Source organism: Rhizobium pantanalense (assembly GCF_030182525.1).
Lineage (GTDB): Bacteria > Pseudomonadota > Alphaproteobacteria > Rhizobiales > Rhizobiaceae > Rhizobium.
In genome coordinates this window covers 61,130-86,807 of the sequence record NZ_JAQJCH010000012.1, presented here as the reverse complement: position 1 = coordinate 86,807, position 25,678 = coordinate 61,130, and the positions used below count along the sequence as shown (strand labels likewise).

At 59.8% G+C, this 25,678-nt stretch carries 24 protein-coding genes; 7 read left to right on the top strand and 17 right to left on the bottom strand.

What is annotated here, in order from left to right; all coding sequences use genetic code 11:
* Positions 1-38 precede the first annotated feature (38 nt).
* The 3 genes from PH558_RS26875 to PH558_RS26865 form a co-directional block, all read right to left on the bottom strand.
* The gene (locus PH558_RS26875; protein ID WP_095438509.1) at positions 39-3,119 is read right to left on the bottom strand and encodes an efflux RND transporter permease subunit; all 3,081 of its coding nucleotides are present in this window, start codon (positions 3,117-3,119) and stop codon (positions 39-41) included.
* A 9-nt stretch (positions 3,120-3,128) separates the two neighbouring features.
* Positions 3,129-4,250 carry an efflux RND transporter periplasmic adaptor subunit gene (locus tag PH558_RS26870; protein ID WP_285207617.1) on the bottom strand — a complete coding sequence of 374 codons (1,122 nt, stop codon included), beginning with the start codon at positions 4,248-4,250 and terminating at the stop codon, positions 3,129-3,131.
* A gap of 523 nt (positions 4,251-4,773) precedes the next feature.
* Positions 4,774-5,247 (bottom strand): VOC family protein, encoded by a 474-nt coding sequence (locus PH558_RS26865; RefSeq protein ID WP_113410000.1) that lies wholly within the window; start codon positions 5,245-5,247, stop codon positions 4,774-4,776.
* A gap of 224 nt (positions 5,248-5,471) precedes the next feature.
* On the opposite strand from PH558_RS26865, the gene PH558_RS26860 reads away from it, so the two are divergent.
* From PH558_RS26860 to PH558_RS26830, 7 genes are all read left to right on the top strand, one after another.
* A complete protein-coding gene (locus PH558_RS26860) occupies positions 5,472-6,026 on the top strand; it encodes a DEAD/DEAH box helicase family protein (protein WP_285207608.1) in 555 nt (184 codons plus the stop codon).
* Between the two features lie 95 nt (positions 6,027-6,121).
* Positions 6,122-6,658, top strand: coding sequence for a GNAT family N-acetyltransferase (locus tag PH558_RS26855; protein ID WP_285207604.1), 537 nt, complete (start codon positions 6,122-6,124; stop codon positions 6,656-6,658).
* Between the two features lie 165 nt (positions 6,659-6,823).
* Positions 6,824-7,855, top strand: a complete 1,032-nt coding sequence (locus tag PH558_RS26850; protein WP_483314192.1) for an ABC transporter substrate-binding protein — start codon at positions 6,824-6,826, stop codon at positions 7,853-7,855.
* Entirely contained in the window at positions 7,852-8,892 is a 1,041-nt protein-coding gene (locus PH558_RS26845; RefSeq protein ID WP_113409877.1) for a FecCD family ABC transporter permease, read from the top strand. The genes PH558_RS26850 and PH558_RS26845 overlap by 4 nt, the downstream gene beginning before the upstream one ends.
* Positions 8,889-9,650, top strand: coding sequence for an ABC transporter ATP-binding protein (locus PH558_RS26840; RefSeq protein ID WP_285207596.1), 762 nt, complete (start codon positions 8,889-8,891; stop codon positions 9,648-9,650). The genes PH558_RS26845 and PH558_RS26840 overlap by 4 nt, the downstream gene beginning before the upstream one ends.
* A gap of 140 nt (positions 9,651-9,790) precedes the next feature.
* Positions 9,791-10,558: an SDR family NAD(P)-dependent oxidoreductase gene (locus tag PH558_RS26835; protein WP_113409880.1), complete on the top strand. Its 768-nt coding sequence runs from the start codon at positions 9,791-9,793 to the stop codon at positions 10,556-10,558.
* A 246-nt stretch (positions 10,559-10,804) separates the two neighbouring features.
* A complete protein-coding gene (locus tag PH558_RS26830) occupies positions 10,805-11,893 on the top strand; it encodes an ROK family protein (protein WP_285207586.1) in 1,089 nt (362 codons plus the stop codon).
* A gap of 7 nt (positions 11,894-11,900) precedes the next feature.
* On the opposite strand, the gene PH558_RS26825 is transcribed toward PH558_RS26830, so the two are convergent.
* The 14 genes from PH558_RS26825 to PH558_RS26760 all read right to left on the bottom strand — a co-directional run bounded on the left by PH558_RS26825 (position 11,901) and on the right by PH558_RS26760 (position 25,529).
* Entirely contained in the window at positions 11,901-12,908 is a 1,008-nt protein-coding gene (locus PH558_RS26825) for an SIS domain-containing protein (RefSeq protein WP_285207584.1), read from the bottom strand.
* A 68-nt stretch (positions 12,909-12,976) separates the two neighbouring features.
* Positions 12,977-13,867, bottom strand: coding sequence for an ABC transporter substrate-binding protein (locus tag PH558_RS26820; RefSeq protein WP_095438985.1), 891 nt, complete (start codon positions 13,865-13,867; stop codon positions 12,977-12,979).
* Between the two features lie 62 nt (positions 13,868-13,929).
* Positions 13,930-14,718 carry an amino acid ABC transporter ATP-binding protein gene (locus tag PH558_RS26815; protein ID WP_095438517.1) on the bottom strand — a complete coding sequence of 263 codons (789 nt, stop codon included), beginning with the start codon at positions 14,716-14,718 and terminating at the stop codon, positions 13,930-13,932.
* Positions 14,715-15,581, bottom strand: coding sequence for an amino acid ABC transporter permease (locus PH558_RS26810; protein ID WP_285207576.1), 867 nt, complete (start codon positions 15,579-15,581; stop codon positions 14,715-14,717). Before PH558_RS26810 ends, PH558_RS26815 begins: the two co-directional genes overlap by 4 nt.
* Complete coding sequence (locus tag PH558_RS26805) at positions 15,578-16,531, bottom strand: N-acetylglucosamine kinase (protein ID WP_095438519.1); 954 nt, start codon at positions 16,529-16,531, stop codon at positions 15,578-15,580. The genes PH558_RS26810 and PH558_RS26805 overlap by 4 nt, the downstream gene beginning before the upstream one ends.
* Before the next feature lie 211 nt (positions 16,532-16,742).
* Positions 16,743-17,732, bottom strand: a complete 990-nt coding sequence (locus PH558_RS26800; protein WP_285207559.1) for an NAD-dependent epimerase/dehydratase family protein — start codon at positions 17,730-17,732, stop codon at positions 16,743-16,745.
* Positions 17,733-17,747: 15 nt separating this feature from the next.
* Positions 17,748-18,956 (bottom strand): glycosyltransferase family 4 protein, encoded by a 1,209-nt coding sequence (locus PH558_RS26795; protein ID WP_113409888.1) that lies wholly within the window; start codon positions 18,954-18,956, stop codon positions 17,748-17,750.
* A 253-nt stretch (positions 18,957-19,209) separates the two neighbouring features.
* Positions 19,210-19,653 carry a type II toxin-antitoxin system VapC family toxin gene (locus tag PH558_RS26790; RefSeq protein WP_285207552.1) on the bottom strand — a complete coding sequence of 148 codons (444 nt, stop codon included), beginning with the start codon at positions 19,651-19,653 and terminating at the stop codon, positions 19,210-19,212.
* A complete protein-coding gene (locus tag PH558_RS26785; protein ID WP_095438523.1) occupies positions 19,650-19,916 on the bottom strand; it encodes a type II toxin-antitoxin system Phd/YefM family antitoxin in 267 nt (88 codons plus the stop codon). The genes PH558_RS26790 and PH558_RS26785 overlap by 4 nt, the downstream gene beginning before the upstream one ends.
* A 129-nt stretch (positions 19,917-20,045) precedes the next feature.
* Positions 20,046-21,242: a glycoside hydrolase family 172 protein gene (locus PH558_RS26780; protein WP_113409890.1), complete on the bottom strand. Its 1,197-nt coding sequence runs from the start codon at positions 21,240-21,242 to the stop codon at positions 20,046-20,048.
* A gap of 28 nt (positions 21,243-21,270) precedes the next feature.
* The gene (locus PH558_RS26775) at positions 21,271-22,119 is read right to left on the bottom strand and encodes a carbohydrate ABC transporter permease (RefSeq protein WP_095438525.1); all 849 of its coding nucleotides are present in this window, start codon (positions 22,117-22,119) and stop codon (positions 21,271-21,273) included.
* Complete coding sequence (locus PH558_RS26770; RefSeq protein ID WP_095438526.1) at positions 22,109-23,053, bottom strand: carbohydrate ABC transporter permease; 945 nt, start codon at positions 23,051-23,053, stop codon at positions 22,109-22,111. Before PH558_RS26770 ends, PH558_RS26775 begins: the two co-directional genes overlap by 11 nt.
* A 59-nt stretch (positions 23,054-23,112) precedes the next feature.
* Positions 23,113-24,465: an ABC transporter substrate-binding protein gene (locus PH558_RS26765; RefSeq protein ID WP_095438527.1), complete on the bottom strand. Its 1,353-nt coding sequence runs from the start codon at positions 24,463-24,465 to the stop codon at positions 23,113-23,115.
* Positions 24,466-24,524: 59 nt separating this feature from the next.
* Positions 24,525-25,529: a LacI family DNA-binding transcriptional regulator gene (locus PH558_RS26760; protein ID WP_285207544.1), complete on the bottom strand. Its 1,005-nt coding sequence runs from the start codon at positions 25,527-25,529 to the stop codon at positions 24,525-24,527.
* Between the last annotated feature and the right edge of the window lie 149 nt (positions 25,530-25,678).

The following is a 25,678-nucleotide window of genomic DNA, read 5'->3' as shown; positions in this document are numbered from 1 at the left end:
CAACCGGTGCGAGCAAGCCCATCTTGCTGCCGACCCCATCAATGCGTGGGGGCCGGCTCTGCTTCTGTTTCCGGCGCATCCTTCTTGTGATGATCGGCTGCGAGCAGCATATAGACCGCGGGCACGACGAAGAGCGTGAACAGCGTTCCAATGGCAAGACCGGCGGCGATCACCAGGCCCATGTTGAAGCGGGCGACAGCTCCCGCTCCGGTCGCCAGTATCAGCGGCACGACGCCGAGAACCATGGCGCCCGTCGTCATCAGGATCGGCCGCAAGCGGATGCCGCAGGCACCTTCGATCGCCTCGCGCTTGGTCTTTCCCTCGGCCTGCAGCGTGTTTGCCACCTCGACGATCAGAATGCCGTGCTTGCTGATCAGCCCCATCAGCGTCACCAACCCCACTTGGGTATAGATGTTCATCGACGCGCCGCCGACGCCGAGGCTGATGAAGGCAAGCGCGCCTGCGATCGACATCGGCACCGACACGAGGATGATGAAGGGATCTCGGAAACTGTTGAACTGCGCCGAAAGCGCCAGGAACACGATGATCAGGGCGAGCGCGAATGTGGTCGCCATGCCGCTCGATTCCTGCACGTATTGACGCGACTGCCCGCCATAGTCGACCGAGTAGCCCTGCGGCAACGTCCGTGCCGCAATCGACTTCAGCGTATTGAGCGCATCGCCGACGGCGACGCCCGGCGCCGGCACGCCGGAGATGGTGGCCGAATTCAATTGCTGGAAGTGCGCGACCGAACGCGGTGTCGCCTGGAGTTTAGCCGTCGCGATCGCCGAAAGCGGGATCTTGTTACCGTTCACGTTCGCGATCGGATAGTTCATGATCTGATCGATGGTCTGGCGCGACCGTTGCTCGACCTGCGGGATGACCTGATACGAGCGGTTGTCGATACTGAAATAGTTGACATAGCCGCCGCCCAGCATGGAGGCGAGCGCCGAACCGACATTGTTCATGGACAGGCCGAGGGCCGAGGCCTTGCTGCGGTCGATCTGGATCGAATATTGCGGGTTATCGACGTAAAGATCCTTCGTCAGGAAGATGAACTCGCCCGACTTCTGCGCCTCCTGCAGGAAGGCAGTGGATACCTCGTTGAGTTGCTCGAAGCCGCTGGTGCTGCCGATGGCGAACTGCACGGGCAGACCGCTGGCGCCGGGCAGCGGCGGTATCTGGAAGACGACGGACTGTCCGCCAGCGATCTTTGCCAGATCGGCCTGCACCAGTGGCTGCAGCTGATCGGCCGTTCTCGTGCGCTGGTCCCAGGGCTTCAGCACCATGCCCTCAAAGGATGTGCCCGGCACTTCGACCTGCAGGGTCTTGTCGGTTTCGGGGAAGCTGCGGAAGATCTTGGTGACCTGGTTGGAATTGAGCAGCTTTTGCTGAAGCGTTGCGTTGGGAGGGTTCGTCACCTGCGCGGCCAGGAAGCCCTGGTCTTCGTTGGGAGCCAGCTCGGTCTTGGCGCTGGTATAGAGGAAATAGATGCTGCCAAGCACGATCACGGCAAAGACCAGTGCCACCGGCACAGTATTCAGGCTGCCGTGCAGCATGCGCACATAGGGCCGATGGATTTCCGAAAAGCGGCGGTCGATGAAGTCTGAGATACGCTCTTCCCAGCCGCTGCGATCGGTCAGGTGCGGCTTCAGGATGCGCGAGCACATCATTGGCGTCAGCGTCAGCGCAATGATCATGGACACGGTAACGGCACCGACCAAGGTGAAGGCGAATTCCGTGAACAACGCGCCCGTCAGGCCGCCCTGGAAACCGATCGGCACATAGACGGCGATCAGCACGACCGTCATGGCCAGGATCGGCCCGACGAGTTCATGCGCCGCGTCCAGCGCCGCCCGCATGGGTGTCGATCCCTCTTCGATGTGACGGTTGACGTTCTCGACCACGATGATGGCATCGTCGACGACGAGGCCGATCGCCAGAACCAGGGCAAGCAGCGTCAAAAGATTGATCGAGAAGCCGAAGATCAGCATCATCGCGAAAGTGCCGACCAGCGACAGAGGTATGGCGACGACGGGAATGGCGACCGATCGTGGCGAACCGAGAAAGGCGAAGACCACGAAAATGACGATCACGAGAGCCTCGACCAGGCTCTTTACGACCTCATCGATGGAAGTGGTAACGAAGGTGCTGGAATCGTATACGATGTAACCTTCGAGCCCCTGCGGCAATTGCTGCTGAATACCCGGAAACACCGCACGTACGCCGGCGATCACGTCGAGCAGGTTGGCTGTCGGGGCGATCTGGATGCCCATGAATACGCCGTCCTGCCCATCGAAGCCGATCTGGACGTCGGGATTCTGGGACCCGAGGGCAACGGTCGCGACATCCTTCAGCCGCACGATCGTGCTACCGATCTGCTTGACCACCATTTCCTTGAATTCATCCGCAGAATGCAGGTCGGTCTGCGCCGTCAGCACCGTCTGAGTCATCTGGCCGCGCGTGGTGCCGATGCCGGAGATATAGTTGTTGGCGCCAAGCGCGGTCCAGACATCGCCGGCCGACAGGCCGTAGGCGGCAAGCTTGTCCGGCTGCAGCCAGGCTCTCAAGGCGAACGTTCGCGCGCCGAGGATTTCGGCCGTCTGAACGCCGTTGACCGCCTGCAATTTCGGCTGAACGACGCGCGTCAGATAATCGGTGATCTGGTTGCTGGCCAGAACGTCGCTGCGAAAGCCGATATACATGGCGTCGATCGACTGGCCGATGGAAACCGTCATGATCGGCTGCTGCGTGCCCGTGGGCAGCTGATTGAGAACGGAGGATACCTTGGCGTTGATTTCGGTCATCGCCGCATCGGCACTATAGTTGAGCCGCAGGTTGACGGTGATCGTCGACGTACCGCTGGTACTCGTCGAGGTCATGTAATCAATGCCGTTGGCCTGCGCGATGGCGTTTTCAAGCGGTGTCGTGATGAAGCCGGCGATGACGTCCGGCGCCGCACCGGGATAGGTGGTCGTTACCGTGACGACGGCATTCTGGGTCTGCGGATATTGCCGCACGGTGAGCGAACGGAACGACTGGTAGCCGATCACGATAATCAACGCGCTGACCACCAGTGCAAGAACGGGGCGCTTGATGAAGATATCTGTGATATTCATCGCCACACCTCAGTTGGGATTTGCCGGGTTCGCATTGGGATCGTTCGACGGCTGCACCTCATTGTTGATGATGACAGGTGAGCCGTTATTGAGTTTCAGCTGGCCGGAGGTCACCACCACTTCGCCCGCGTTCAACCCTTTGGTCACCGAGATCTGGTCGCCCCGGGCCTGTCCCGTGCTGACGAACTTCTGATTGGCGACCAGCTGCGGCTTGCCATCCACGCCATTGCCCTTGTCGGTCACCACATAGACGACGTTGCCGTAAGGGTTGATGGTGACGGCTGTCTGCGGCAGGGAGATATATTCCTTCGGCTCCCCGACCACCACCGTTATGTTGCCGAACATGCCGGGCAACAGCTTGCGGTCAGGATTGGGGAAGGTTGCCCGGATGGTGATGTTGCGGCTCTGGGTATCGACGAGCGGGCTGATCGCGGTGATCTTGCCGTCGAACGTCTGGTTGCCGTAGGCATCGACCGTCGCCGTCACCGCTTGGCCGACCTTCAGCTGCGACAGAGCCTGTTGCGGCATCGAAAAATCGAACTGGATCGGATCGAGCGACTGCAAGGTCACCACGGCGGTTCCCGCCGATAGATACTGGCCGAGGCTGACCAGCCTGATGCCCAGATGGCCATCGAAGGGCGCGCGGATCGAATATTGATCGATCAACGCTTGCTGCGACGCGACCTGCGCCTGCGCCGCCTTCCATGTCGCCAGATCGCTATCGACCTGGCTTTGCGCGATGGTGTTCGCCTTGATCAGCCTGGAATCGCGATCATAAGCGATCTGCGCATTGGCCATCGTCGCCTTGTATTGTTCCAGCGTCGCGATCTGCTGATCGGCAAGCAGCTGCACGATGAGATCGCCCTTCTTGACGTCCTGGCCATCCTCGAAGCCGATCTTCTGGACGATGCCCTGGACCTGCGCCGAAAGATTGGCGCCTTCGACGGCATTGAAGCTGCCGATCGACTGCAGTGTCGTCTGCCACGGGCTCATCGCCGCGGTGATTGTCGAGACTGTCTGCGGTGGCGACTTGAGATTAGCCAGATAGGCCGCAATCATGCGGTTCTTGAATGCCTGGAAGCCGAAGATCCCGCCAAGGATCAGGCCTATGATGATCAGCATGATTATCATGCGTTTTATCATGAGTGGTAACTCTACTCTTCGGGAACAGGTCGGGAGGAATTCTGATGGCGTCGGCGCGACGGGATTTCACGGCAATCCTCCCAGAAACCCGCCGGCGCCGAAGCAGTCGCAAGCACATGGCAGCCTGCGGCCAATCTTTGCGTGGAAAGCGACTTTTGTGGGGACTGGCAGGTTCGATCAGCCAAATTCCTTGGCCAAGGCGTTCATCACACGGTCGTGCACGTCGCCCGCTGAGGACGGCGGTGACCTTGCAATGATTCCAGCTGGCGGCGTTCAGTGCGGCCATACTCTGCAAACCTCACCAGTCAACCGCCATTGGCCTGCCTCTGCATTCGATCAAGGATAAGTTGTTATTATCCGATCCACAACAGCCGATTTCATATGCCAGAATGCATATTTAATGGAGTCTTGAATAAAAGCAATCATGGCCCCGCGCACGACAGCCATCCCAAATCACCATGGCATCGGCGACCATGGGATGGGATACGCGCCGGGCAAGCCGTTTCAATCCTCAGCCACGCCGGGCCGCGTCGATCGCCGCCACATCGATCTTCTTCATGGTCATCATCGCATCGAAAGCGCGCTTGGCCTGATCGCCGCCCTCGCGAAGCGCTTCCATCAGAATACGCGGCGTGATCTGCCAGGAGACGCCCCATTTGTCCTTGCACCAGCCGCATTCGCTTTCCTGGCCGCCATTACCGACAATGGCGTTCCAATAGCGATCCGTCTCTGCCTGATCTTCGGTATAGATCTGAAACGAAAAGGCTTCATTGTGCTTGAACACCGGGCCGCCATTCAAGCCGACGCAGGAAACACCCGCGACCGTAAACTCGACGACCAGCACATCGCCCTGCTTGCCCTCCGGATAGTTTCCCGGCGCGCGGATGACGGTGCCCATGGCGCTATCTGGAAAAGTCTCGACGTAAAACTGGGCGGCGGCCTCTGCATCCTTGTCGTACCACAAGCAAATCGCATTCTTTGCCATTATTCCGGTCCTCCTGCTCTCCATTTCCCGGTTATTGAAATAGGCACGCAATCGCATTTCGCCACCCTCTTCGACGCCATTTCCGCTGGGCAATGACCGGTTTCCTGTCGTAGCCTCTACATCCGGCGGTCGCGAAGGCTCAGCCATGTCCGGATCGCCCGCGCTGATGGCTAGGCCGCGGAAGAGAGGCGTCTTTCCAGCCCGAAAGCCGATTGGAGTTCACGATGCTAGTCAACATAAGCGGGTGGCCGGGCGTTGGTAAGTTGACGACTGGGCGCGAGTTGCAGGCAATCCTCGGCGGAAAGCTACTCGACAACCACACTATTTTGAATGTCGGGCGCGCTTTGGCCGAAGGCGGGACAGCAGAATATTACGATTTGGTCCGCGCCGTCAGATCTCTCGCCTTCGCGGCAATTTTGAAACTGCCGTCAGATCTGCCCGTCATTTTGACAAGCGTTGTTGCCCGCGGAGGATCAAGCGGATTTCTTGAGGAAAATTGGCAAGCGATCATCGATCTCGCGCAAGCGCGAAATTGCCCGCTCTTCTCCGTTACGCTGACGTGCTCACCCATCGAGAATGCTCGCCGCATCGTCAGCGAAGATCGCGGCAACCGCGGAAAAAGTCGAAAGGCAGAGATCTTAAATAAGCTTGTCGTCGAGCGCTCGCTTTTCGACGATGGAGCAACACATAGAACGACCATCGATAACACAGCCTCATCTCCCCCGGAGACTGCGCAACATATTCAAGACTGGATTAAGAGTTTCCCATTAAGTTCTTAGGTCATGATCGGCCACTACGTTCGGTTCAGCCTTCCAGCACCATGTCGGCTTGCCGCTCGCTTCGTGAAGCATTCGGATATGGAAGGCGAAATCATATGAGGAACACCGGATCGCAGATCGAAACGTCAAGACTGCTGCTCCGCCCGTCGCTTCTGTCCGATACCCCCGCCCTGTTCGAATTTCTCGGCGACCAGCAAGCCATGAGGCACACTCATGTGGACGCGACACCTGCCGCCTGCCGTCGCAGGATCGCCGTTCATGAATGGCGGCGTCGACGCGACGGATATGCACCCTGGACGGTGATCAGGAAGGATGATGCAAAAATCATCGGCTGGGGCGGCCTATACGACGATCCGTTTGAACCAGACTGGGGATGCGAAATCGGATATTTTTTCCATCGAGATGCCTGGGGATGCGGATATGCATCGGAATTGGTCACGACGGCGTTGCAGCTGGCAGACCGGGAACTGCAGATTCGAGAGGTCCGCGCCTTTGCCCATCCTGAAAATGCAGCCTCAAGGAAAATCTTGGAGACCGCAGGCTTCAGAATGATTCGCTTCGTTCCGGAGATGAACCGCCTTCTCCTTTCCAGACCCAGACGCGAAGATGACACGGCCAACCGGAGCCGATGAAAAGTACGTCTTCTGTCGAGAACGCATGGCGGGCAAAGTTTACACATGCTCGCAGCACAAAGAAATAATATGACTTTTTTTCTCTTGTTTGTGACCGGGCGACAAGGCTATATCGCGCGGACGCTTTCGTCCGATCGCGTTGACAATAGCCACCGGGATATATTCGTGACCATATTGAAATCAGTTTTGACCATTTCAGCTCTTTGCGCCGCGCTCGCCTTTGCCGCAACGGCAGCTTCTGCCGCCTCCACCAGCTATCCGTTGACCATCGACAATTGCGGCACCAAGGTCACGTTCCAGAAGGCTCCGGAGCGTGCAATAGGGCTCGGGCAGAACAGCGCCGAAATTCTTCTCCTGCTCGGCCTCGAAAACAAAATGGTCGGCACCGCCTTCTGGCCCAACAAGGTTCTGCCACAGCTTGCGGAAGCCAATTCCAAGGTCAAGCTGCTGACGGTCGAGTTCCCGACCTTTGAATCGATCCTCTCGGAAAATCCTGACTTCGTCACCGCCGCGCTGCCGACCCTGATGGGACCGAGCAGCAAGGTGGCAAAGCGCGAGGACTTCGAAAAGTTCAATATTCCCACCTATGTTTCCCCCAGCATCTGCCCGGCCCAAGGCGCCTCTCAGGACAAATACGGCAATGCCGCCCGTAGCCAGATCTGGAACATGAGCACGCTCTACCAGGAAATCGACGAACTCTCGCAGATTTTCGATGTCCGCGACAAGGGCCAGGCGCTGATCGCGGATTTCAAAAAGCGGGAAGAGGCACTGCGCGCAAATGCGCCGAAGGATGGCAAGAAGCTCTCCTATGTCTTCTGGTTTTCCAGCCCGTCGCCATCCGCGGATGCCTATGTCGGCGGAAAAAACAGTCCCTCGGGTTATATCGCCGACCTGCTTGGCGGCCGCAATGCCATTACCACCGAAGCGGAGTGGCCGACACTTGGCTGGGAGAGCATCATAGCCGCCAACCCCGATGTCATTGTCGTTGCCAGCCTTGATCGCAATCGCTGGGAGCTCGACAAGCCGGAAGCCAAGATCAAGTTCCTCACCACAGATCCTGCCGTCAGCCAGCTAGCCGCGGTCAAGAACAAGGCAATCGTCGTCATGGACGGCCAGGCCATGAACCCGACCATCCGGACGATCTATGGCGCAGAGCAGGTCGCCCAGCAGCTGAAGGCACTTGGTCTTCTGAAGTGACCGACACATATCGAACCCTGAGGCAGCTCGCCATCATCGGCCTGCTGCTTTTTGCCTCTCTCGCGGCGATCGGCCTGACGATCGGTGTCAGCGTCGGCATCGGCGACCTGCCGATCCCGCTTTCGACGACCTTCTACGCCATCACCAACAGGCTGGGATGGACGGGGATCGAACTTAACCGCATCCACGAAACGGTGATCTGGGACTATCGCCTCAGCCGGGCGCTCGTGGCCGCTTTCTGCGGAGCGGGCCTGGCGCTCTCAGGCGCGATCATGCAGTCGCTCCTTCGCAACCCGCTTGCCGAACCCTATGTGCTCGGCATCTCGGCGGGCGCTTCGACCGGCGCGGTCGCGATCGTCATACTCAACATCGGTGCTGGAGCGGTTTCCCTTTCGGCTGGTGCCTTTGCCGGCGCATTCGCGGCCTTCTTTTTCGTCGCTCTGCTTTCAAACGGCACGCGAGGCGGCGCCGACCGCACGATCCTTGCCGGTGTTGCCGCCTCCCAGCTGTTCAACGCTGCGACATCTTATATCGTGACGACATCGGGAAACGCACAGCAGGCGCGGGATGTGATGTTCTGGCTGCTCGGCAGTTTCGGTGGCGTCCGCTGGCCGGAATTCATGCTGGTTGCGACCATTGTCGGTTTCGGACTCGCGGTCTGTCTGCTCTATGCGCGCGTGCTGGATGCGTTCGCCTTTGGTGATGAGGCCGCCTCGTCTCTCGGCGTCAATGTCGGGCAGGCGCGGATCTGGCTCTTCGCGCTGACTGCGATGATGACTGCGACGATCGTCAGCATGGTGGGATCGATCGGCTTCGTCGGTCTCGTCGTGCCGCACGCGGCCCGCTTCTTCGTCGGCCCGCTGCATATCCGGCTGCTGCCGGCCTGCGCCATTGTCGGAGCGATCTTCATGGTGCTGGCGGATATCGCCTCGCGCGCGCTCATCCCGCAGCAGGTTCTGCCGATCGGCGTGGTCACGGCGCTGGTGGGCGTTCCCTTCTTCTCCATTATTCTCTACCGGTTCCAGCGCGCATCATGAGCATCAAGGCCGACAACATCACCTGGAAAATCGGCACAAAGACCGTCCTCGATGGCGTCTCGTTCGAGGCACCCGCAGGCAAGATGCTCGGCCTGCTTGGACCGAACGGCTCCGGCAAGACCTCGCTCCTACGTCTGCTTGCCGGATTGAAACGGCCGAATTCCGGTCGCATCACGCTCGAACGGAAGGATCTGCAGCGGATGTCCCGCCGTTCGATCGCAAGGCGCGTCGCCTTCGTCGAGCAGCACAGCACCACCAACGCCAATCTCAAGGTCATCGATGTCGTGAAGCTCGGCCGGTTTCCGCATCGCTCGATGTTTTCCGGCTGGACGTCGGCAGATGACGAGGCGGTCGAAGATGCTCTCGCACGCGCCGGCATGAGAGAGAAACGCAACGACCGATGGCAGAGCCTGTCGGGTGGCGAAAAGCAGCGCGCCCACATCGCACGCGCCTTGGCACAGGCGCCGAAGGAACTGATCCTCGACGAGCCGACCAACCATCTCGATATCCAGCATCAGATCAGCCTGATGCGGCTGGTTGCCGGCCTGCCGGTCACCAGCATCATCGCTCTTCACGATCTCAATCATGCCGCCATGTTCTGCGATGAATTGATTGTCATGCAGCAAGGCAGGATAGTCGCCTCCGGCACCCCGGAAGCCGTGCTGACCGAAGATCTGCTGAGAAACGTCTTTACTGTCGAGGCAAGGGTCGAAGCCTCTCCTCACCACTCCCGGCCGCATATTCACTATCTGCGATGAGGTAATCCGGAACCGCCCCCTGATTGCCCTTGCTTCACCATGGAACCGAGCGCATCTTTCGCGATAAGCTCGACGGGCTCGAGCGTTTCGAAGGGCATCGCAAGGCGCCGATCCTGGACATGCGGCGGATGGGGGAAGACATGACAGACAGGCTCAAGGGCAAGATCGCCATCATTTCGGGGGGCGCCACCGGCATGGGCGGTGCGGCCTCGCGCCTGTTCGCGGCCGAAGGCGCGAAGGTCGCGGTCATCGACAGAAATGGCGACGCGGCGGCTGAGACCGTGCGCGAAATCCGCGATGCCGGCGGCATCGCGGATCATTGGGTTGCCGATGTTTCGGATGAAGCGGCCGTCAATGCCGCGGTCAAGGACATCGAGGGCCGCTTTGGCGCCGTGACCGTACTGTTCAACCATGCCGGCACCATCGTCATCAAGCCGTTCCTCGAAACGACGCTCGAGGAATGGGAGTGGCTGCACGGCGTCAACGTCCGCTCGATGTTCCTCATGACCAAGGCGGTGCTGCCGGGCATGATCGCCGCCGGCGGCGGCTCCATCGTCTGCACCTCGTCGATCTCCGCCGTCGCGGCGACCCCGATGGAGGTGCTCTATGACACGACGAAGGGAGCGGTGCATATGTTCGCCCGCGCCATCGCCGTCGAGTTCCGCGATCGCAATATCCGCTGCAACGCCGTCTGTCCCGGTTTCATCCGCACGCCGCACGGGCTGCGCGAGGTCGCGGAGCTGCAGGCTCTCGGCGTCGATGTCTCGGATGCGGCGATCGCGGCCCAGCAAGGGCGCATCGGCGAGCCCGAGGATGTGGCACGCGCCGCTCTCTATCTGGCCTCCGATGAGTCCAACTTCGTCAACGGCATCCACCTCTTCGTCGACAATGGCTTTACCGCCATCTGACAGAAAGGCATCCGCATGCGATCATCCGAGCAAATCGATATTTTTCAATAGGATATGACTGTCAATTTCATGACACCGATGGTAAGGGAGCTTTACGAATGACTTCACTGCCCCGGGTGTCCTTTGAGTACAGCTTGGCAACAGACCGGAATTGACGCGCCGCCGCTGACGGAGAGTGCGCGGGCAGTGCTGCGAACCATTGCGAGCAGCGGCCCCGCGACCAGACCGCAATTGAGCGCGGCGCTGATGTTTTCGAAACCCACCATGTCGGCAGCCGTCAGCGAACTTGAACGGCACGACCTGCTCGCCCCGGCCGGCATCAATCGCGGCTCGGTCGGGCGGACCTCCGTCACCTACGGCCTAGGGCCAAAGGCGGGCTTCGTCATCGGCGTCGATTGCGGCACGACCCATATCAACGCCATTGCCCGCGGCCTTGACGGGACAACACTCGCAACCGTCGAAATGCCGCTTGTCGACAAATCCGCCGATGAACGGTTTCTTCTGATAGAAGACGTCGTTGCACGGTTGCTTTCCCAGTTCGAAGCGCGATCGACGCCATTGCGCGCAATCGCGATCGCCCTGCCGAACATCATTTCCGCGTCGCTGGAGCGAATGTTCGGCCGCGAGACCTTGATACCCGTTCTCGAGCATTTGCAAGCTACCTACGCCGCGCCTGTATTGCTTGAAAACAACGTCAACTGCGCTGCCCTTGCCGAATATCACGAAGGATCGGCAAAACAGTATTCCTTCGTAATCTACATGCAGATCGGCGTGAAGACCGGCATGGGCATCGTGCTGGACGGCAGGCTTTTCCGGGGCTTCAAGGGTGGCGCCGGCGAAATCGGCCACCTGCCCTTTCCATGGTCGGAACACGAACGGCCGAAATGGCAACAGGTGGAAACCTATATGGGGTCCGCGGCCCTTCTCGAGCGCGCCGCAGCAAAATGGCCCGCCGGTGAAGGCGCCCCACCGAAGAGTGCCAGCGAACTTTTTGCCCGCGTGGAGCAATCTCCGACGGCGCGCGCCATGGTCGAGCAGCATGCCCGCGATGTCGGAAACCTCGCTGCCGCCTGCGTCAGCGTGCTCGATCCGCAACTGATCGTGCTGGGCGGCGGCGTCGGGCAGAACCCGCAATTGCTGCCTGGCGTGAGGGATGTGGTGAAGGAATTGTGCTGGCCGGTGGAAGTGGTCAATGGCCAGCTATCGAACCAGGCGACCGTGCTTGGGGCCGTGCGTCTCGCCATCGACTTCGCCATGGCGAGACTTTTGGGAGAGGAAGGCAAGACTGCCTTCCTCTATCCGAGCGCGCTCGCCGTCAATCAAATCAGCATCTGAGCAAGGCTCAGATGTCACGCTTGGTATCGGTCTGACGGTAGCGGAACTCGCAGACCGGCAGGCCGGCATCCTCTGAGAGCGTCGCAATCAGCAACTGTGCGGAAATAGCCTGCAGAATGGCATCGCCAATGCCTTCGGAGAAGGCAGGCACATGGATGACGACGAGATTGTCGGCATCCGCGATATCGGTCCGCGCGGTGATGAGAACCGAGGGAATGCCGAAGCCGGCAAGATCCCGCGCCAGCTTCACCTCGCGACCATTGCCGAACAACAGCACCCCACTATCCCTGTCGTTCGGCTCCATCGGCCCATGGAGAAAGTTCAGCGTATCCCAGTCCTGGGCAGCGACGCGTGCGGCTTCGCGGATCAGGAGCGCGGCATAGCCAGCCGTGCCGAGTGCCGTGCCCGCGCCAACGCAATCGATTGACGTCTTGCCGGCCAGCAACTTGGCGGCCTTGTCGGCCTGAGCGCGCGTTTCGGTCAATACAGCCTCGGCGCGACCTGAAAGTTCCTGCCAATTCGTGCCGGACGGGCGACCGGCCTTGTCGATGAGCAAGGCCACGCTCAGAAGCGATCCGAGATAGCTCGTTGTGTTCGGACCGCTATCCGCGCCGCTCTCGGTTGCGATCATATGCTTCACGACCCGCGAAATCGGCGTGCCGTCCGCCTTGGCGATACCGTAGGAATGGGCGTTGGGACGCAGTTCCATCGCGCGCGCCGGCTCTTCGCTGCGGCCGGAGGCGGAAAAGGCGATATAGGCCTCGCCGGCATCGACCGATGGGTCATAGAGATCGGTACCCGGCAGGGCGAAGGCGCGCAGGCCCTGCGCGCGCATCTGCGCCGCGGCGACGACGGCCGCATAAAGGCTGGCACCGATCCCGACGAGGACCGTCGGTCCACGCCTTACCGGCTCCAGATCGAGGGTTTCCAGCCGCGTGGAGACGGCGCCGAAGCAGGTATTGAGGGCAGCGGGCTGCAATGCGATCGCTTCGCGGTAAGGCACTCTGTCTGTCATGATCATTCCCGTATCTTTGCAAGGAAAGGCGGCCGCGCAAATAACGGCCGCCCGAGGTTTGGCCGATCTCAATCCAGCTTCATGTAGTCGGCGAATCGCGCCGCATCGTTGATGGTGACCTTGTCGAGCTTGTTTTCGCCGAGGCCCCATTTCTCGAAGATCTTGGCATAGGAGCCATCGTCGATCATCGACTGCATGGTGGCCGCCAGCGCATCGCGCAGCTTCGGATCATCCTTGCCTACGAGCATTGCCTGGTAGCCTACCGCATACTGGGTACCGGTCACGAGTTCCAGTTTCTTGTTACCCGCCGGCTGATGCTGGAGGCTGTAGGCCGCTACACCGGTCGTGTCCATGGAAAGGTCGACGCGACCGCTCTGCAAGGCGATCTTGATCTGGTCGTTCGACGGGAACTGCATGACGTTGAGCGGCTTATCGGCCGGGCAGAGCGTCTTCTGCTTGTCGAGAAGCTGAAGCGGGATCGACCCCTGGACCGCGCCGGCATTGAGCCCACAGGCGTCCTTGAGCTTGTGCACGCCCTTCGGATTGCCCTCCAGCACGATGATGCTGGTGCCCTCGAGCATGTAGTTGACGACATCGACGATCTTCTCACGCTCGGCAAAATCGCCGAAGGCGGACATGCCCATATCGAAACGGCCAGCCTGGATGCCGGGAATGATGCTGGCGAACTGCGCCGGCACATCGGTAAATTTTACACCGAGGCGAGCGCCCATCTCATCGCGCAGTTCGCGTTCGAGGCCGATGATCGTCTTGTTGTCCTCGCCGTAGAAATCGTAGGGCGGTGTCTGCGGTTCCGTGCCCACCTTGATCTCGCCCGAAGACTGGATCTTTTCGGGCAGCATGGCGTGCAGTTTCTGGTCCACACCCTCAGCCCAGGCCGTGGAGTTCGCAAGCATAGTCGCCAAAGCGAGCGTGATTGTCAGTTTGGTCTTCCCTGTCATTGTCATTCCCCTTTTTTCGTGGTGCACGTGAAGGACGTGCGGCCTCATCGCGGTGCCTGCCGTCAGTGCATCCGTCTCAAAAACGCCTGGGTTCTTTCCTGTCGCGGATTGTCGAGGACTTCGCCTGCCGGCCCTTCCTCGACGACGATGCCCTGATCCATGAATACGATCCGATCGGCGACATCACGGGCGAAGGAGAGTTCGTGCGTCACCACGATCATCGTCATTCCGTCCGCCGCGAGCTTGCGCATCACATTCAGCACCTCGCCGACGAGTTCGGGATCGAGTGCGGATGTCGGCTCGTCGAAGAGCATCAGCTTCGGGTTCATCGCCAGCGCCCGGGCGATCGCCACGCGCTGCTGCTGGCCACCGGAGAGCTGATAGGGATAGGCGCTGCCGCGGCCTTCGAGATCCACCATCTTCAGGAGCTCTCGTGCTCTAGATACCGCCTCCTCGCGCGACTTTCCGCGATTGAGGATCGGCGGCTGAGAAATGTTCGTCAGCACGTCCTGGTGGGCGAAAAGATTGAAACGCTGGAACACCATGCCGATGTCGCGCCGCTGCACGGCCAGTTCCTTGCCGCTCATCTCGTGCAAGGCATCGCCCCGCTCGTGATAGCCGATCAACTGGCCGTCGACGAGAATGCGGCCCGCTGTCATTCGTTCCAGGTGGTTGATGCATCTGAGGAAGGTCGATTTCCCACTTCCCGAGGGACCGAGCAGGCAGACGACCTCGCCCTTGTCGACGGAGAGATTGATGCCCTTCAGCACTTCCAGCGAACCGAAGGATTTGTGGACGTCGATCGCCTGGACGAGGGCTCTTGCCGAGGACGATGTTGCAGGAGCACTCATCCGTTTCTCCCTTCCGCGCCCATGAGGCGCAGGGCGCCTTGCAGGAGGCCGGGCGCCTGGTTCGTGGATTTTCCAAGCCGGCTTTCGATGACGAGCTGGATGGCGGAGGCGATCGTGGTCATCACGAGGTACCAAATGCTGGCAACGATCAGCAGTTCGATGATCAGGAAGTTCCTGGCATAGATATTCTGCGCACGCGTCAGCAGATCCTGGGCAGCGACGACGGAGACAAGAGAGGTCGTCTTCAGCATCGAGATCGTTTGGTTGCCGATCGGCGGGATGATGACGCGAAGCGCCTGGGGAAAGATGATGCGCAGCATCGATTGGACGGGCGTATAACCGAGCGCCTTGGCGGCTTCATTTTGGCCGCTATCGACGGCGAGCAGTCCGCCGCGAATGATCTCGGCCATGTAGGCCGCCTCATTGAGGCTGAGGGCAAGAAGCGCTGCAACGAAAGCGGTGACGATCGAGTTGGTGTCGATATGGATCGATCCGACATCGATACTCGGTATGAAGAGCTGGATGTTGAACCAGAAGATGATCTGGACCAACAACGGCGTGCCGCGGAAGAACCAGATATAGAGGCTTGCGAAACCGGACAGCACCGGATTGGATGCGAGCCGCATCGTGGCAAGGATCGCGCCGGCAACGATGCTGATGATCATCGACAAGACGGTGAACAGGATAGTCAGCTTGATCCCATCCAGGATCGTCTCGTCGAAGATATATTGGGGTATGGCGGACCAGGCGATGTGGCGGCTAGTGGCGACCATGAACGCCAGCAATACGACGACAGCGATCAGCACGACCGCGATCAATCGCTGCCCCCAGTTTCGTGCGGGAATGATTTTTTGGGAGGTCATGCGGCTCTCCAATCATCGGCAGTTTTCAACTCGCCGTCGATATGCGGCGGCGGCAAGGTGGCCGGCAGGTCACCACGGCTGAGCTTGCGGGCGAGCACCATCGCCCCTGCCACCGGCGCCTCGTTGAGAAGGGTCAGCGTCAGATCAGGCTGACGGTCGCCGAGGGCGGTCTTGAAGGCTGCGAGAAGCCGCGGCTGACGGGCAATGACGCCACCGCCGGTGACGACATCGCCACGCGGCGCGCCGCGTTCCAGCAATTGCGCGGTGAGTACGGCAAGTGAGGCACCCGCCTCGGTGATGACCTTATCGGCATATCGCGAACCTGCATCCGCTGCGTCGAATACCAAGGGTGCGAGCCGGCCTATGCCGGCTGCCGATCCGATCTCGCCCAACGCCCGCCCGATCTCGATCGGCGACGATATGCCAAGGGCTTCGATGAGGTTCCGACCGAGAAGATCAAGCGGTTGTCCCTGGTCAAGCGCAAAGCGGATGGTTCGGGCTGCTTCCCGCACAAGACCGCTCGCACTTCCTTCGTCGCCCAGATACCAACCCCAGCCGCCGGATGCGATCATCCTGCGCGCGGCGTTGCGCGAGACCGCAATCGAACCGGTGCCGCTGATAACGGAAATGCCGCTCGACTTGCCTGCCGCCGGCAGCAACAGTTCGGAGTCGTTGAGAACGAGCACGGCGCCGGGCAAGCGCCGGGCAAGCCTTGTTTGCAGCGCAAGCCGATCCTCGTCGCTGTCGCAGCCATGCGCGCCGACAACCGTGATCTTCGGTGTCGCTCCGGCCATTGCGACAAGCAGCGAAACGAGGGCCTGCGCATCCGCATCATGATCGACGCGAGCGCGCCATTCGGCTGTGTGGACCGTTCTTTCGCCAACCGTCTCGCCATTCATCTCGGCGATAAGCTGCGTTTTGGTTCCGCCAATATCAATTCCAGCAATCATGCGTCTCAATCCATTTGTTAGGCAACTTACCTAATTATATGAGACGCGCAAGCATTATTTCGTGCCCTCTCGGATCGGTAGATAAATCTCGAGGTTGAATTGGCCAATTCGTGGCCTGAGCGATTGCAGCGGGGACGCCGAATTCAGATGGGCACACGCGGTCGGCCCCGAGGCGCATCGACGGGACGCAAGAGGCATGACTGGTGATGGGTCACATGGCGAGCGCGTATGACGGCTGCTCGGCCTGAAGATATGCGAGCGTCCGTGCAACCCCCTCTTCCAGACTGACCGAGGGGGTCAGTCCGTAGGAGCGTTGCAGGGCCGTGTCGCCGCAGCGGTAAAAGACACCTTCCGGATGGTTCGATCGCCCGGTGACGGCCGGCTGCCAGCCGATCTGCCGACTGATCGCCTCGGCCAGTTCGATGAAGGAAGTCGCGGTGCCGGTCGATAGATTGAGGCTTGCCCCGTCTGGAAGCAGTTCCCTCGTCTGCCAGATGAAGTCGATGCAGTCCGAGATGTGGATAAAGTCTCGGCACTGACGGCCCGAGCCCCAGACGAAGACTTCCGGCGCACCCTTTTCCGCAAGCAAGCGACGGCAGATCGCCGGGAAAGGATAGGCAAGATCCTGATCCTCGCCATAGCCGCTGAAGGGCCTGTAGGCGATGGCCCGCCGGCCGTAGCGTTCGACATAGAGTTTCATCAGATATTCGCCGGTCAATTTTGCCCAGCCATAGCTGAGATCGGGAACACCGACGGCGGCGTCGAAATTGATCATCTCCTCCGACAGCAGCCGATGATTGGCGATGGTCTGTAGCGACACCGGATAGGCCGCACTGGAGCTGAAGAATATGACCGAACCGGGTTTGGCGCGCGATGCCCATTGCCACAGTTCCGCATCGACCGCCAGATCCTCGGCGACGTCGAGCGCGCGCGTCTCGAGCGTCAAGCGACCGCCGACGAGCGCGGCTAGATGGAAGACATAGTCGAAATGCTCGGGAGGCCGTGCGAAGAACGTCCGGCAATCCTCTTCCCAAAAGGTGAAGCGGGAACGCTGAAGCCGCTGCCACAGTTCCGGATGCAGCGCGCCCGTTCCCGCGACCAGTGAATCGACGCAAACGATATCCAAGCCCTCGGCAAGAAGTCGCCGGACAAGATGCCGGCCCACGAAACCGCAACCACCAGTCACCAATGCGCGTGCCATCGTCTCCCCCAACCACTATGCAGAAAAATCGCTCCGTCCCAGATAGATATCCACCATGCGACGCCCCCATTCCGCTCTGCTCGGCGCGATGCGGCGGCCAAGGGCCAACGCCCCTTCGCTCAACCGCCGCATCAATCGGTCGTCATCCGTCGCCATCAATTTCTCGGCCAGCGAATCCGCATCGCCGCTATCGAATATCAGACCGGCGCCATTCTCCTCGACCTCCGTCGCAATCAACGCATTGCTGCTGACGATGACCGGAATGCCGGACATCAATGCTTCGGCGGCGACCAGGCCATAAGGCTCGGGCATGCGCGACGGCATGACGAAAACGCGCGCTGTGCCGGCGATCTCGGTCACCTCCTCGTCGCTTAGCCAGCCAGGCACATAGCAATGCGGCAACAGCCGCTGCATCTCGGCAAGCAATGGCCCGCGCCCGATCAGCGTTGCCGTCCTGCCCGTCTTGTTGAGCGCATCCGCCAGTGTATGAACCCCCTTTTCCCAGCACATGCGGCCGAGGAAAACAGTGCGGCGATTGCGCCACGCCTCGACGGGTGCCGGCGTCAATGGCTGCGTCGGCGTGCGCAGCGTCGTGAAGTGCCGGAAGGGGCCAGTGCGCAGAAACGCCTCCATGCTCTCATGCGCCAGGACGATGCCCACTTGGTTCCAGAACCCTTCGCCGACCCCCTGCTGTGTCAGGGTGCGACGGAAGCGCCAAAGCTTATGGAGATAACTGCGCTTGTCGCAATTGGTCGTCAAGCAGGCGAGAGAAAGCGGTTTGATGTCGCAAACCTCGCCACTGCGGAAATTGATAAGGCCGCCATTCGGGCAGGTCAGGAAGAAATCATGCGCCGTGACGATGACTTTGACCCGATGCTTGGCAAGCGCATAGAAAATGGAGGGCGAGAGGATCTGCGACCAGCCATGTACATGGACAACGGTTTCCTCATCCGATTCCCGAAGCAGGCCCTCCATCGCCTCATAGGCTCGCCGATTGTAGTTCTTCGCAAGGATGTCGACGGTCGCCGGGCCCTCTCGAAGGGCGCGTTCGCCCAGCGCAACCGTCCGGATACCGGTAAAGCGCGGCTTGAGGCCTTCGCCATCATCGCCGACCAGTATGGCGCATGTCAGCCCGGCATCTCTGCTTGCCTCAAGACATTGCAGCGCCACCTTGGTTGCGCCACCGCGAACGATCGAAACATCATTGACAAGTATGAGACGCATGAGACCAGCAACTCGCCTATGGCATTAACCGGGCGCGGCGAAAGAAACCGTCCTCTTACGTTTCGCGCCCGATACATAAAGCGCCCTAACGCACCAGCTTTTCAATTCATCCATTCGCACGAGAGCATCCCGCTTTCAGTTTGAATCCACAGGATCTCATCGATGCAGGAAAGGGAAATGCCGGTAGCGCATGCTATGCACTCCAGCTTGCTGTTTTGTGCAATCACCAGGACGCTCTATTCAAACCGGAGCATTAGCGCGCGATTTGGTCCGGCGATTGGACGGGAATGTCAAACGGCAGGAAGTGTTTGAGATTGCCTGTGATCACAACGAGCTTATGAACACTTGCCGTTCCTGCGATGACTGCATCTGCCGCGCCTGGATTATGCCCGGCAATGACCGCCTTCGCCTCGAGCCTCCCGGATTCAAGCGCAACATCCTTGTCGACGGGCAGGATGTGATCACCATACCCGGCAATTAGCCCTTGTAGCCAGGTATGAATCCCTGCTGCCTTTGTCTTCGCACCTTTTGCTTCCAATAATCGAACGCCTTTTTCGATCTCGTGGATAGTCAACGCAGAAAGATAGATTGCGTCCCGCCGATCCTGTTCATCCATCCATTGGGCAAACGTGTTCGATGCACTTGCCTTGGACGGGGCGAACATGGAGATCGCGTTGGTGTCGAGAAGAAAGCTCACAAATCGACCTCACGAGAGGGAGCGGGATTTCTTGAGAAAACATCGTCAATAGGATCGGAATCGGCCGGAAAGGTCTTCAGATATTGCACCAGGCTCGGCCGGCCGCTCCGGATCGCCTTTCTTGCCGCCTCGGCCACCCCCACGCTAACGACGACGGCTACAGCGCGCCCGTGGCGCGTAATCGTCACGAACTCACCGGCGGCAGCCTGATCGACGACATGAGAAAATGACGCCTTGGCATCCTTTAAGCTGATCGTTGTCATGGTAAGCTCCTAAAAGAGGTCACTTATGACTACTTTTAGGAGCGTATTTGTATAAAATCAAGGCGAGGAACATGGGTTGCCGTGACGTTCACATCGCTGCCATCGACACGGAGCAAAGAAGCCCTCCACTCATCCTCTCGCCTTCTTGACCGCTATCTCCATTTCCTTGAACGGACGGCGAAAGGTGGGCACGCGCTCGGTAACAGAAGGAAACGCGCCGAACGGCTTGTGTGGCTCGGCCTGATACCAGAAGGCAACTGAAGAAATATCGTCGGAGCGGCGGTTGGCGTGGCCGTGCTCGATCGTCACCCGGATGCTTTTCTGGAAGATCGCCGGATCTTCGATATGCCAGCGGTAGAGCGTGACCGGCTCGGTCCAGTTCGGACCACCAGCAGCGATGATGCCATGATAGGGCGCGCTGTATTCCTGGGTCGGGCACCAGGCAGTGTTGAAATAGTCTTCCGTGCCGGTGCCGTGCAGTGTCGGCGGCCAGGCGTCATTGGCGCCAGGTGCGGATTCATCTCGCGCTTCGATCAGCGCCGCCTTCTGCCCGATGCGCGGATCGGGCTTGCGCACCGTGTCCGGCACCGAGAGCCCCTGTTCGCCATCGATGAAGATCATGTCATCGCCTTCGCCATACCAGTCCCACACCTCGGAGCGGCGCCGCGAATAAACGCTGTAGAGAACGCCGACATAGTGACCGCGGCCTTCGGCCTCGAGGATCGTGTAATTCTCTTTGCCGTCGACATTCTCGCCGCCGAAGAGATATTCCTCGTTGGTGAGGCCTGCGTCGCTCATGCCTTGAGGCTGAGACTGGCGATACTGCGCGTGGAAGCGTCCCATGTCCTCCTCGAGCGTCTGATGAAGCTCGAGATCGACATAATAGTAGAATAGCAGGTCGTGTTCGGCTTCGTTCGTCACCGTCAGTTTCATGTGCGAGCCAAAGGGCATGGGGAAGTAGCAGTTGAACGCCTTGCCGTCTTCGGGACTCGCCTGCATCGGCAGGCTGGCGTAATTCGCCGTGCGGCCATGGCCCATGCCGAAGAAATCGCCGATCGGTGCCTCGATGCTCGGCGCCGTCTCGCCGTCCCAGTAGGCGCGAAGCACGATCTTGCGCAGGAAATTCTCGCTCTCGCAGGCAAGTGTCGCCCAGATATGGGTGATAATGCCGGCGCCCGAGTGCTCGGCGATCGCCTCCGTCTTTCCCGGCTCGATATGGAAGCGATCGTCGTTGCCGCCGGTGCGATCATAGCTCGAAAAGCGGCGCGTTTTTGCTTCGCGCAGCTTCGCAAGCCCGCGCAGAGGTGAAAGGCCGAGATTGCTCATAAATGTCTCCTGTCTTGAATGAAGGCGGCTATTTCAGGCCGCTGGTCTTCAGGGAATCCATGATCTGCCGCTGGAAAATCACGAAGAGGATGAGAGTGGGAATTGCGACGATGGTGGAGGCAGCCATCATGTAGTTCCAGGAAGCCGAATACTGGCTCTTGAAGTTGGCGATGCCGACCTGCACCATCCAGAGGTTCGGATTGGAGGTGATCGTCAACGGCCAGAGGAAGGAGTTCCAGTTGGCGAGGAAGAACAGGATGGCGAGCGCCGACATGATCGGTCGGCTCAGGGGCAGAATAACGCTCCAATAGATACGCCAATAGCCGGCGCCGTCGATCACCGCCGCTTCCTCGATCTCGCGCGGTAATGAGAGATAATATTGCCGCAATAAGAAGATGCCGAAGGCGTTGAAGATCGCGGGAATGATGAGGCCCGCATAGGAATTGATCATGCCCATCGCCTTGACGATGATGAAGAGCGGCACGATCACGACTGGGAGCGAGACGAGAAAGGTCGAGAAGATCGCCAGAAAGATGATCTCACGCCCGGGAAAGCGCAGGCGCGCGAGCGCATAGCCAGCCATGGTGTGGAAGAACAGCGCGACGATCGTAACCGTCGCCGACACAAAGAAGCTGTTGAGCATGTAGCGAATGAAGGGCACACCCGTCAGCACATAGATGAAATTGTCGAGTGTCGGCGCTTCCGGTATCAGCGATGAGGAGAAGGATTCGGCTGCTGGTTTGAAGGCGATCGAGACCATCCAGAGCAGCGGAAACAGCGTCATCAGCGCCAGGATGGCAGCGATCAGCATCCACAGGCAGCGCACCAGCGTTACCTGCGATCGCGCGAGATAGGCATTGGAGACATCATTCGGCATGATCGAAACGTCCTCCGCGCGTGACGGCAAAGAAAATGGCTGTCACGGCCATGAGTGCGACGACCAGGATCGACGACATTGCAGCCGCATAACCGAAGGCACCGAAGGAAAAGGCCTGCTGATAGATGTAGACAATCAGCACCGCCGTCGAATTGGCCGGACCGCCCTTGGTCATGACATAGATGATGTCGAAGGCCTGGGCACCGGCAACGGCCGCGACCATCGACACCATGAGAACGAAGAAACTCGTCGGCTTCAAGAGCGGCAGTGTGATGTAGCGGAAGCGCTTGACCGGGCCGGCGCCATCGATCATCGCCGCCTCATAATACTCCTTCGGTATGTCCTGCAGGCCACCCAGGAAGATCAGCATATAGAAGCCCATCAGGAACCAGACGCTGACAAGCACGACGGTGATCAATGCGAAATTCGGATCGCCGAGAAATGAAATAGCGGTAAGACCGAGGTTCGCCATGGTTTGACCAACGACGCCGATCTTGTCGATCACCATGAATTGCCAGACAAGGGCCACGACCACCAGGCTCACCATGTTTGGCGCGAAGAACATCGACCGCATGACGGCATTGAAACGATTGGTCTGCTGCACGAGAAGCGCCAGCCCCAGACCGGTCACGTAAAGCGAGGGCACGAGCATGACGGCATAAAGCGCCGTTACCCTCGCCCCCTTCCAGAACAGGGGGTCATGCCACATGCGGATATAGTTCTTGGCGCCGACGAAATTGTATCCGCCGAAACCATTGACTTCATAGACGCTCAAGGCGAGCGACAGAAGCATCGGCACGCCGAGGAACAGAAAGAGGCCGAGCGCGTCGGGCAATACGAAGAGGTAGCCCGCGACCCATTCGCGATGCCGGGCGGAAAGGCCTTTGCGCCTGCCATTCGCATGGCTTGTCGTCGCATCTGCAATTGTCGTCATGATCTCGTCCCGAAAAGAGAGACGGCCGCTTAGGCTGGCTGCCCAGCGACCGGCGTTTCTTAGAGGATCGGCGCGCCGCTATAGGAACCAAGGAACGCGTCGAGCTGCTGCGAGGCCGAGGTTGCCGTCGCCTGGGGATCGGCGCCGCCGAGCTGCGTCTGCTGGATCGCATCGGAGATGATTTTGTAGACCTCCGGCGGCACGCGCGGTTCGGCGCGGGCGCCCGGATAGACATCGGAGGCGAATTTGCCGATCATGCCGGTCTTGAAAGCATCGCCGCCGGCAGCAAGCGCGCTTTCGCGCGGCGGCATGTCTGACTTGCCCTTTGTGCACCAGTCGGCGACGCGCTGAACGGAGTCTTTTTCCTTGGAGGCCAGCGCCCAGGCACAGAACTGAGCCGCCGCATCCGGATTCTTGCTCTTGGCATTGGCGACGAAGGCCCAGCCGCCGCCGACGGTTACATATTTGCCGTTTGGCGGTGTCGGCAGGCGGAAGACACCATATTTGAAATCCTTCGCATTGCTCTGCAATTGCGAGATTCCCCAGATGCCGACATTCTGGATGGCACAGTAACCCGATGCGAGATTGGCGACCGTGTCGTTCGCGCCGCTGCCCATGACCTGGCGGGGTGCCACCCCGGAATTGACGGCATCCTGCCAGAACTTCAGAGCCTGTACCGTGGCGGGAGAATCGAAGGCGCTCTTGCCGTCCTTGCCCTGGAATTCGCCGCCTCCCTGCCAGAGGAAAGGATACCAGGTGAAGTTCTGATAGTAGCCCGGCTGGGTCTCGAACAACATGCCGAAGCGTTTCGGCGTCGTCAGCTTCTTGGCAAGCTCAAGCAGGTCGTCCCACGTTTTCGGAATATCGTTCTCGTTCAGCTTCGCCTCTTCGAAAGCCTTGACCGAATAGTACATCGCCATCGGCTCGACTTCCATCGGAATGCCGTAGATCTTGCCGTCGACCATGCGGTTGGCGATCACGCTCTCCGGAAAATCCTCCTTGGCATCGATATGGGGCGTCAGGTCCTGCAGGACGCCACCATTGTAATAGCGCAGGAAATCGCCCGGCGAGATCAGGAAGATGTCCGGCCCCTCGCCGGAGGCGAATGCGGTCGCGAGCTTCGGTCCGTTGATATATTCCGCGTTCGGCACATATTCGAGTTCAACCTTTTGCGGATGGCTGTCGTTCCAGGCCGCGACCGCCTTCTCGAACCAGTCGATCTGGCTCTGGACCGGACCGCCCGGCGCATAGAACTGCCAGAACTTCAACGGCGCGCTTTGCGCACGGACGGCCATGCGCGATATGTAGGGAAAACCGCTCAACCCGGCAGCCGCGCCGGCGGCGAAGATCGCGCCGCTCTTGAGCACGCCGCGACGGGTTGCGGGGGTGATGAACTTATCCTTACCAGTCATGACTTCCTCCCATTTAGCGTTACCGCCACCACTCTCCTCCCGGGTGACAGAGCCTCAATTCATGCGGTATCGAAGGCGTGTAGATTGCAGGGGATCACGTCCGAACGCGCAGGTCCGGCATAAGCTCCCGAAAGCCTTTCCAGCAGCATCTCGGTTGCGCGATGAGCAAGCAGCGACGGCGTGTTGCCGACCCTTGTGATCCGCGGCCTGACATATTCGAGCTGCGGCTGGTCGCCGAAGACGGCGATGCCGATATCCTTCGGCACGCCGATGCCGCGATCGAAGAAGGCGGCGAGCGCTCCGGCAGCCATCAGGTAGTTTCCGAAGAAGATCACTGAGGGCAGGTTGTCGCCATAGTTCGCTAGGAGCCAATCGACTGCCTCTTGCCCTGACGGGCCAAGATAACTTCCTTCCCGCCGCAGTTCGGCAATCGGCTCGACGCCGTTGTCACGCAGGCCCTGTTCGAAACCGGCAGCCCGCGCCATGGCTTCGGCGAAGAAGGAGGGGCCGGTCAGATGCGCAATCCGGCGATGGCCCTTCTGGGCCAGATAGCTTCCCATCTGATGGCCGCCGCCGAAATCGTCGATCTTGACACTGTCGACCGCCCGGTTCGGCAGGTCGCCGATAAACACTGTGGGAAGATCGATTTCGAGCAGCGCGTCATGCATGCCATGGAGCGCGAAATCGCCGACGATGAGGCCATCGATACGCCGGCTGCGGATCTGGCGGAGGTAGTGCTTGCCATGCTCCTGTGAATGGCCGCCGGGAACATCGGTATTGAAGATCAGGAGATCGATCCCGATCGCCTCGAGATCCGACTGCGCCGCCTGCACCATTTCTGGATAGAAGGGGTTGCGGATATCCGGGATCAGCATGGCAACGAGATTGGTACGGCCGGTCCGGAGGCTTTGGGCGAGCGGGTTCGGCACATAACCAAGCTCCGCGATCGCTTCCTGAACGCGCTTGCGCAAGTCCGCCGAAACGCGATCGGCATGATTTAGCACATGCGACACAGTGGTCGGCGACACTCCGGCACGCTTGGCAACTTTGGCGATTGTGGTCATGGGAGTAGGTTACGGCAATGTAAATCGATTTGCAAACGCTTTTGCAAATCGATTTACAACATATCCGTCCGGTAATATTAGCACATATTCCCGCGCTCGGACGCCACCCACCCTTGCCGTATCGACCGGCTGAACCAAATAGAGATTGC

Coding starts and splice junctions, on each gene's coding strand:
- PH558_RS26875 (WP_095438509.1), bottom strand. CDS start 3,119: ATGAATATCACAGATATCTTCATCAAGCGCCCCGTTCTTGCACTGGTG.
- PH558_RS26870 (WP_285207617.1), bottom strand. CDS start 4,250: ATGATAATCATGCTGATCATCATAGGCCTGATCCTTGGCGGGATCTTC.
- PH558_RS26865 (WP_113410000.1), bottom strand. CDS start 5,247: ATGGCAAAGAATGCGATTTGCTTGTGGTACGACAAGGATGCAGAGGCC.
- PH558_RS26860 (WP_285207608.1), top strand. CDS start 5,472: ATGCTAGTCAACATAAGCGGGTGGCCGGGCGTTGGTAAGTTGACGACT.
- PH558_RS26855 (WP_285207604.1), top strand. CDS start 6,122: ATGAGGAACACCGGATCGCAGATCGAAACGTCAAGACTGCTGCTCCGC.
- PH558_RS26840 (WP_285207596.1), top strand. CDS start 8,889: ATGAGCATCAAGGCCGACAACATCACCTGGAAAATCGGCACAAAGACC.
- PH558_RS26835 (WP_113409880.1), top strand. CDS start 9,791: ATGACAGACAGGCTCAAGGGCAAGATCGCCATCATTTCGGGGGGCGCC.
- PH558_RS26830 (WP_285207586.1), top strand. CDS start 10,805: ATGTTTTCGAAACCCACCATGTCGGCAGCCGTCAGCGAACTTGAACGG.
- PH558_RS26825 (WP_285207584.1), bottom strand. CDS start 12,908: ATGACAGACAGAGTGCCTTACCGCGAAGCGATCGCATTGCAGCCCGCT.
- PH558_RS26820 (WP_095438985.1), bottom strand. CDS start 13,867: ATGACAGGGAAGACCAAACTGACAATCACGCTCGCTTTGGCGACTATG.
- PH558_RS26815 (WP_095438517.1), bottom strand. CDS start 14,718: ATGAGTGCTCCTGCAACATCGTCCTCGGCAAGAGCCCTCGTCCAGGCG.
- PH558_RS26810 (WP_285207576.1), bottom strand. CDS start 15,581: ATGACCTCCCAAAAAATCATTCCCGCACGAAACTGGGGGCAGCGATTG.
- PH558_RS26805 (WP_095438519.1), bottom strand. CDS start 16,531: ATGATTGCTGGAATTGATATTGGCGGAACCAAAACGCAGCTTATCGCC.
- PH558_RS26800 (WP_285207559.1), bottom strand. CDS start 17,732: ATGGCACGCGCATTGGTGACTGGTGGTTGCGGTTTCGTGGGCCGGCAT.
- PH558_RS26795 (WP_113409888.1), bottom strand. CDS start 18,956: ATGCGTCTCATACTTGTCAATGATGTTTCGATCGTTCGCGGTGGCGCA.
- PH558_RS26785 (WP_095438523.1), bottom strand. CDS start 19,916: ATGACAACGATCAGCTTAAAGGATGCCAAGGCGTCATTTTCTCATGTC.
- PH558_RS26780 (WP_113409890.1), bottom strand. CDS start 21,242: ATGAGCAATCTCGGCCTTTCACCTCTGCGCGGGCTTGCGAAGCTGCGC.
- PH558_RS26775 (WP_095438525.1), bottom strand. CDS start 22,119: ATGCCGAATGATGTCTCCAATGCCTATCTCGCGCGATCGCAGGTAACG.
- PH558_RS26770 (WP_095438526.1), bottom strand. CDS start 23,053: ATGACGACAATTGCAGATGCGACGACAAGCCATGCGAATGGCAGGCGC.
- PH558_RS26765 (WP_095438527.1), bottom strand. CDS start 24,465: ATGACTGGTAAGGATAAGTTCATCACCCCCGCAACCCGTCGCGGCGTG.
- PH558_RS26760 (WP_285207544.1), bottom strand. CDS start 25,529: ATGACCACAATCGCCAAAGTTGCCAAGCGTGCCGGAGTGTCGCCGACC.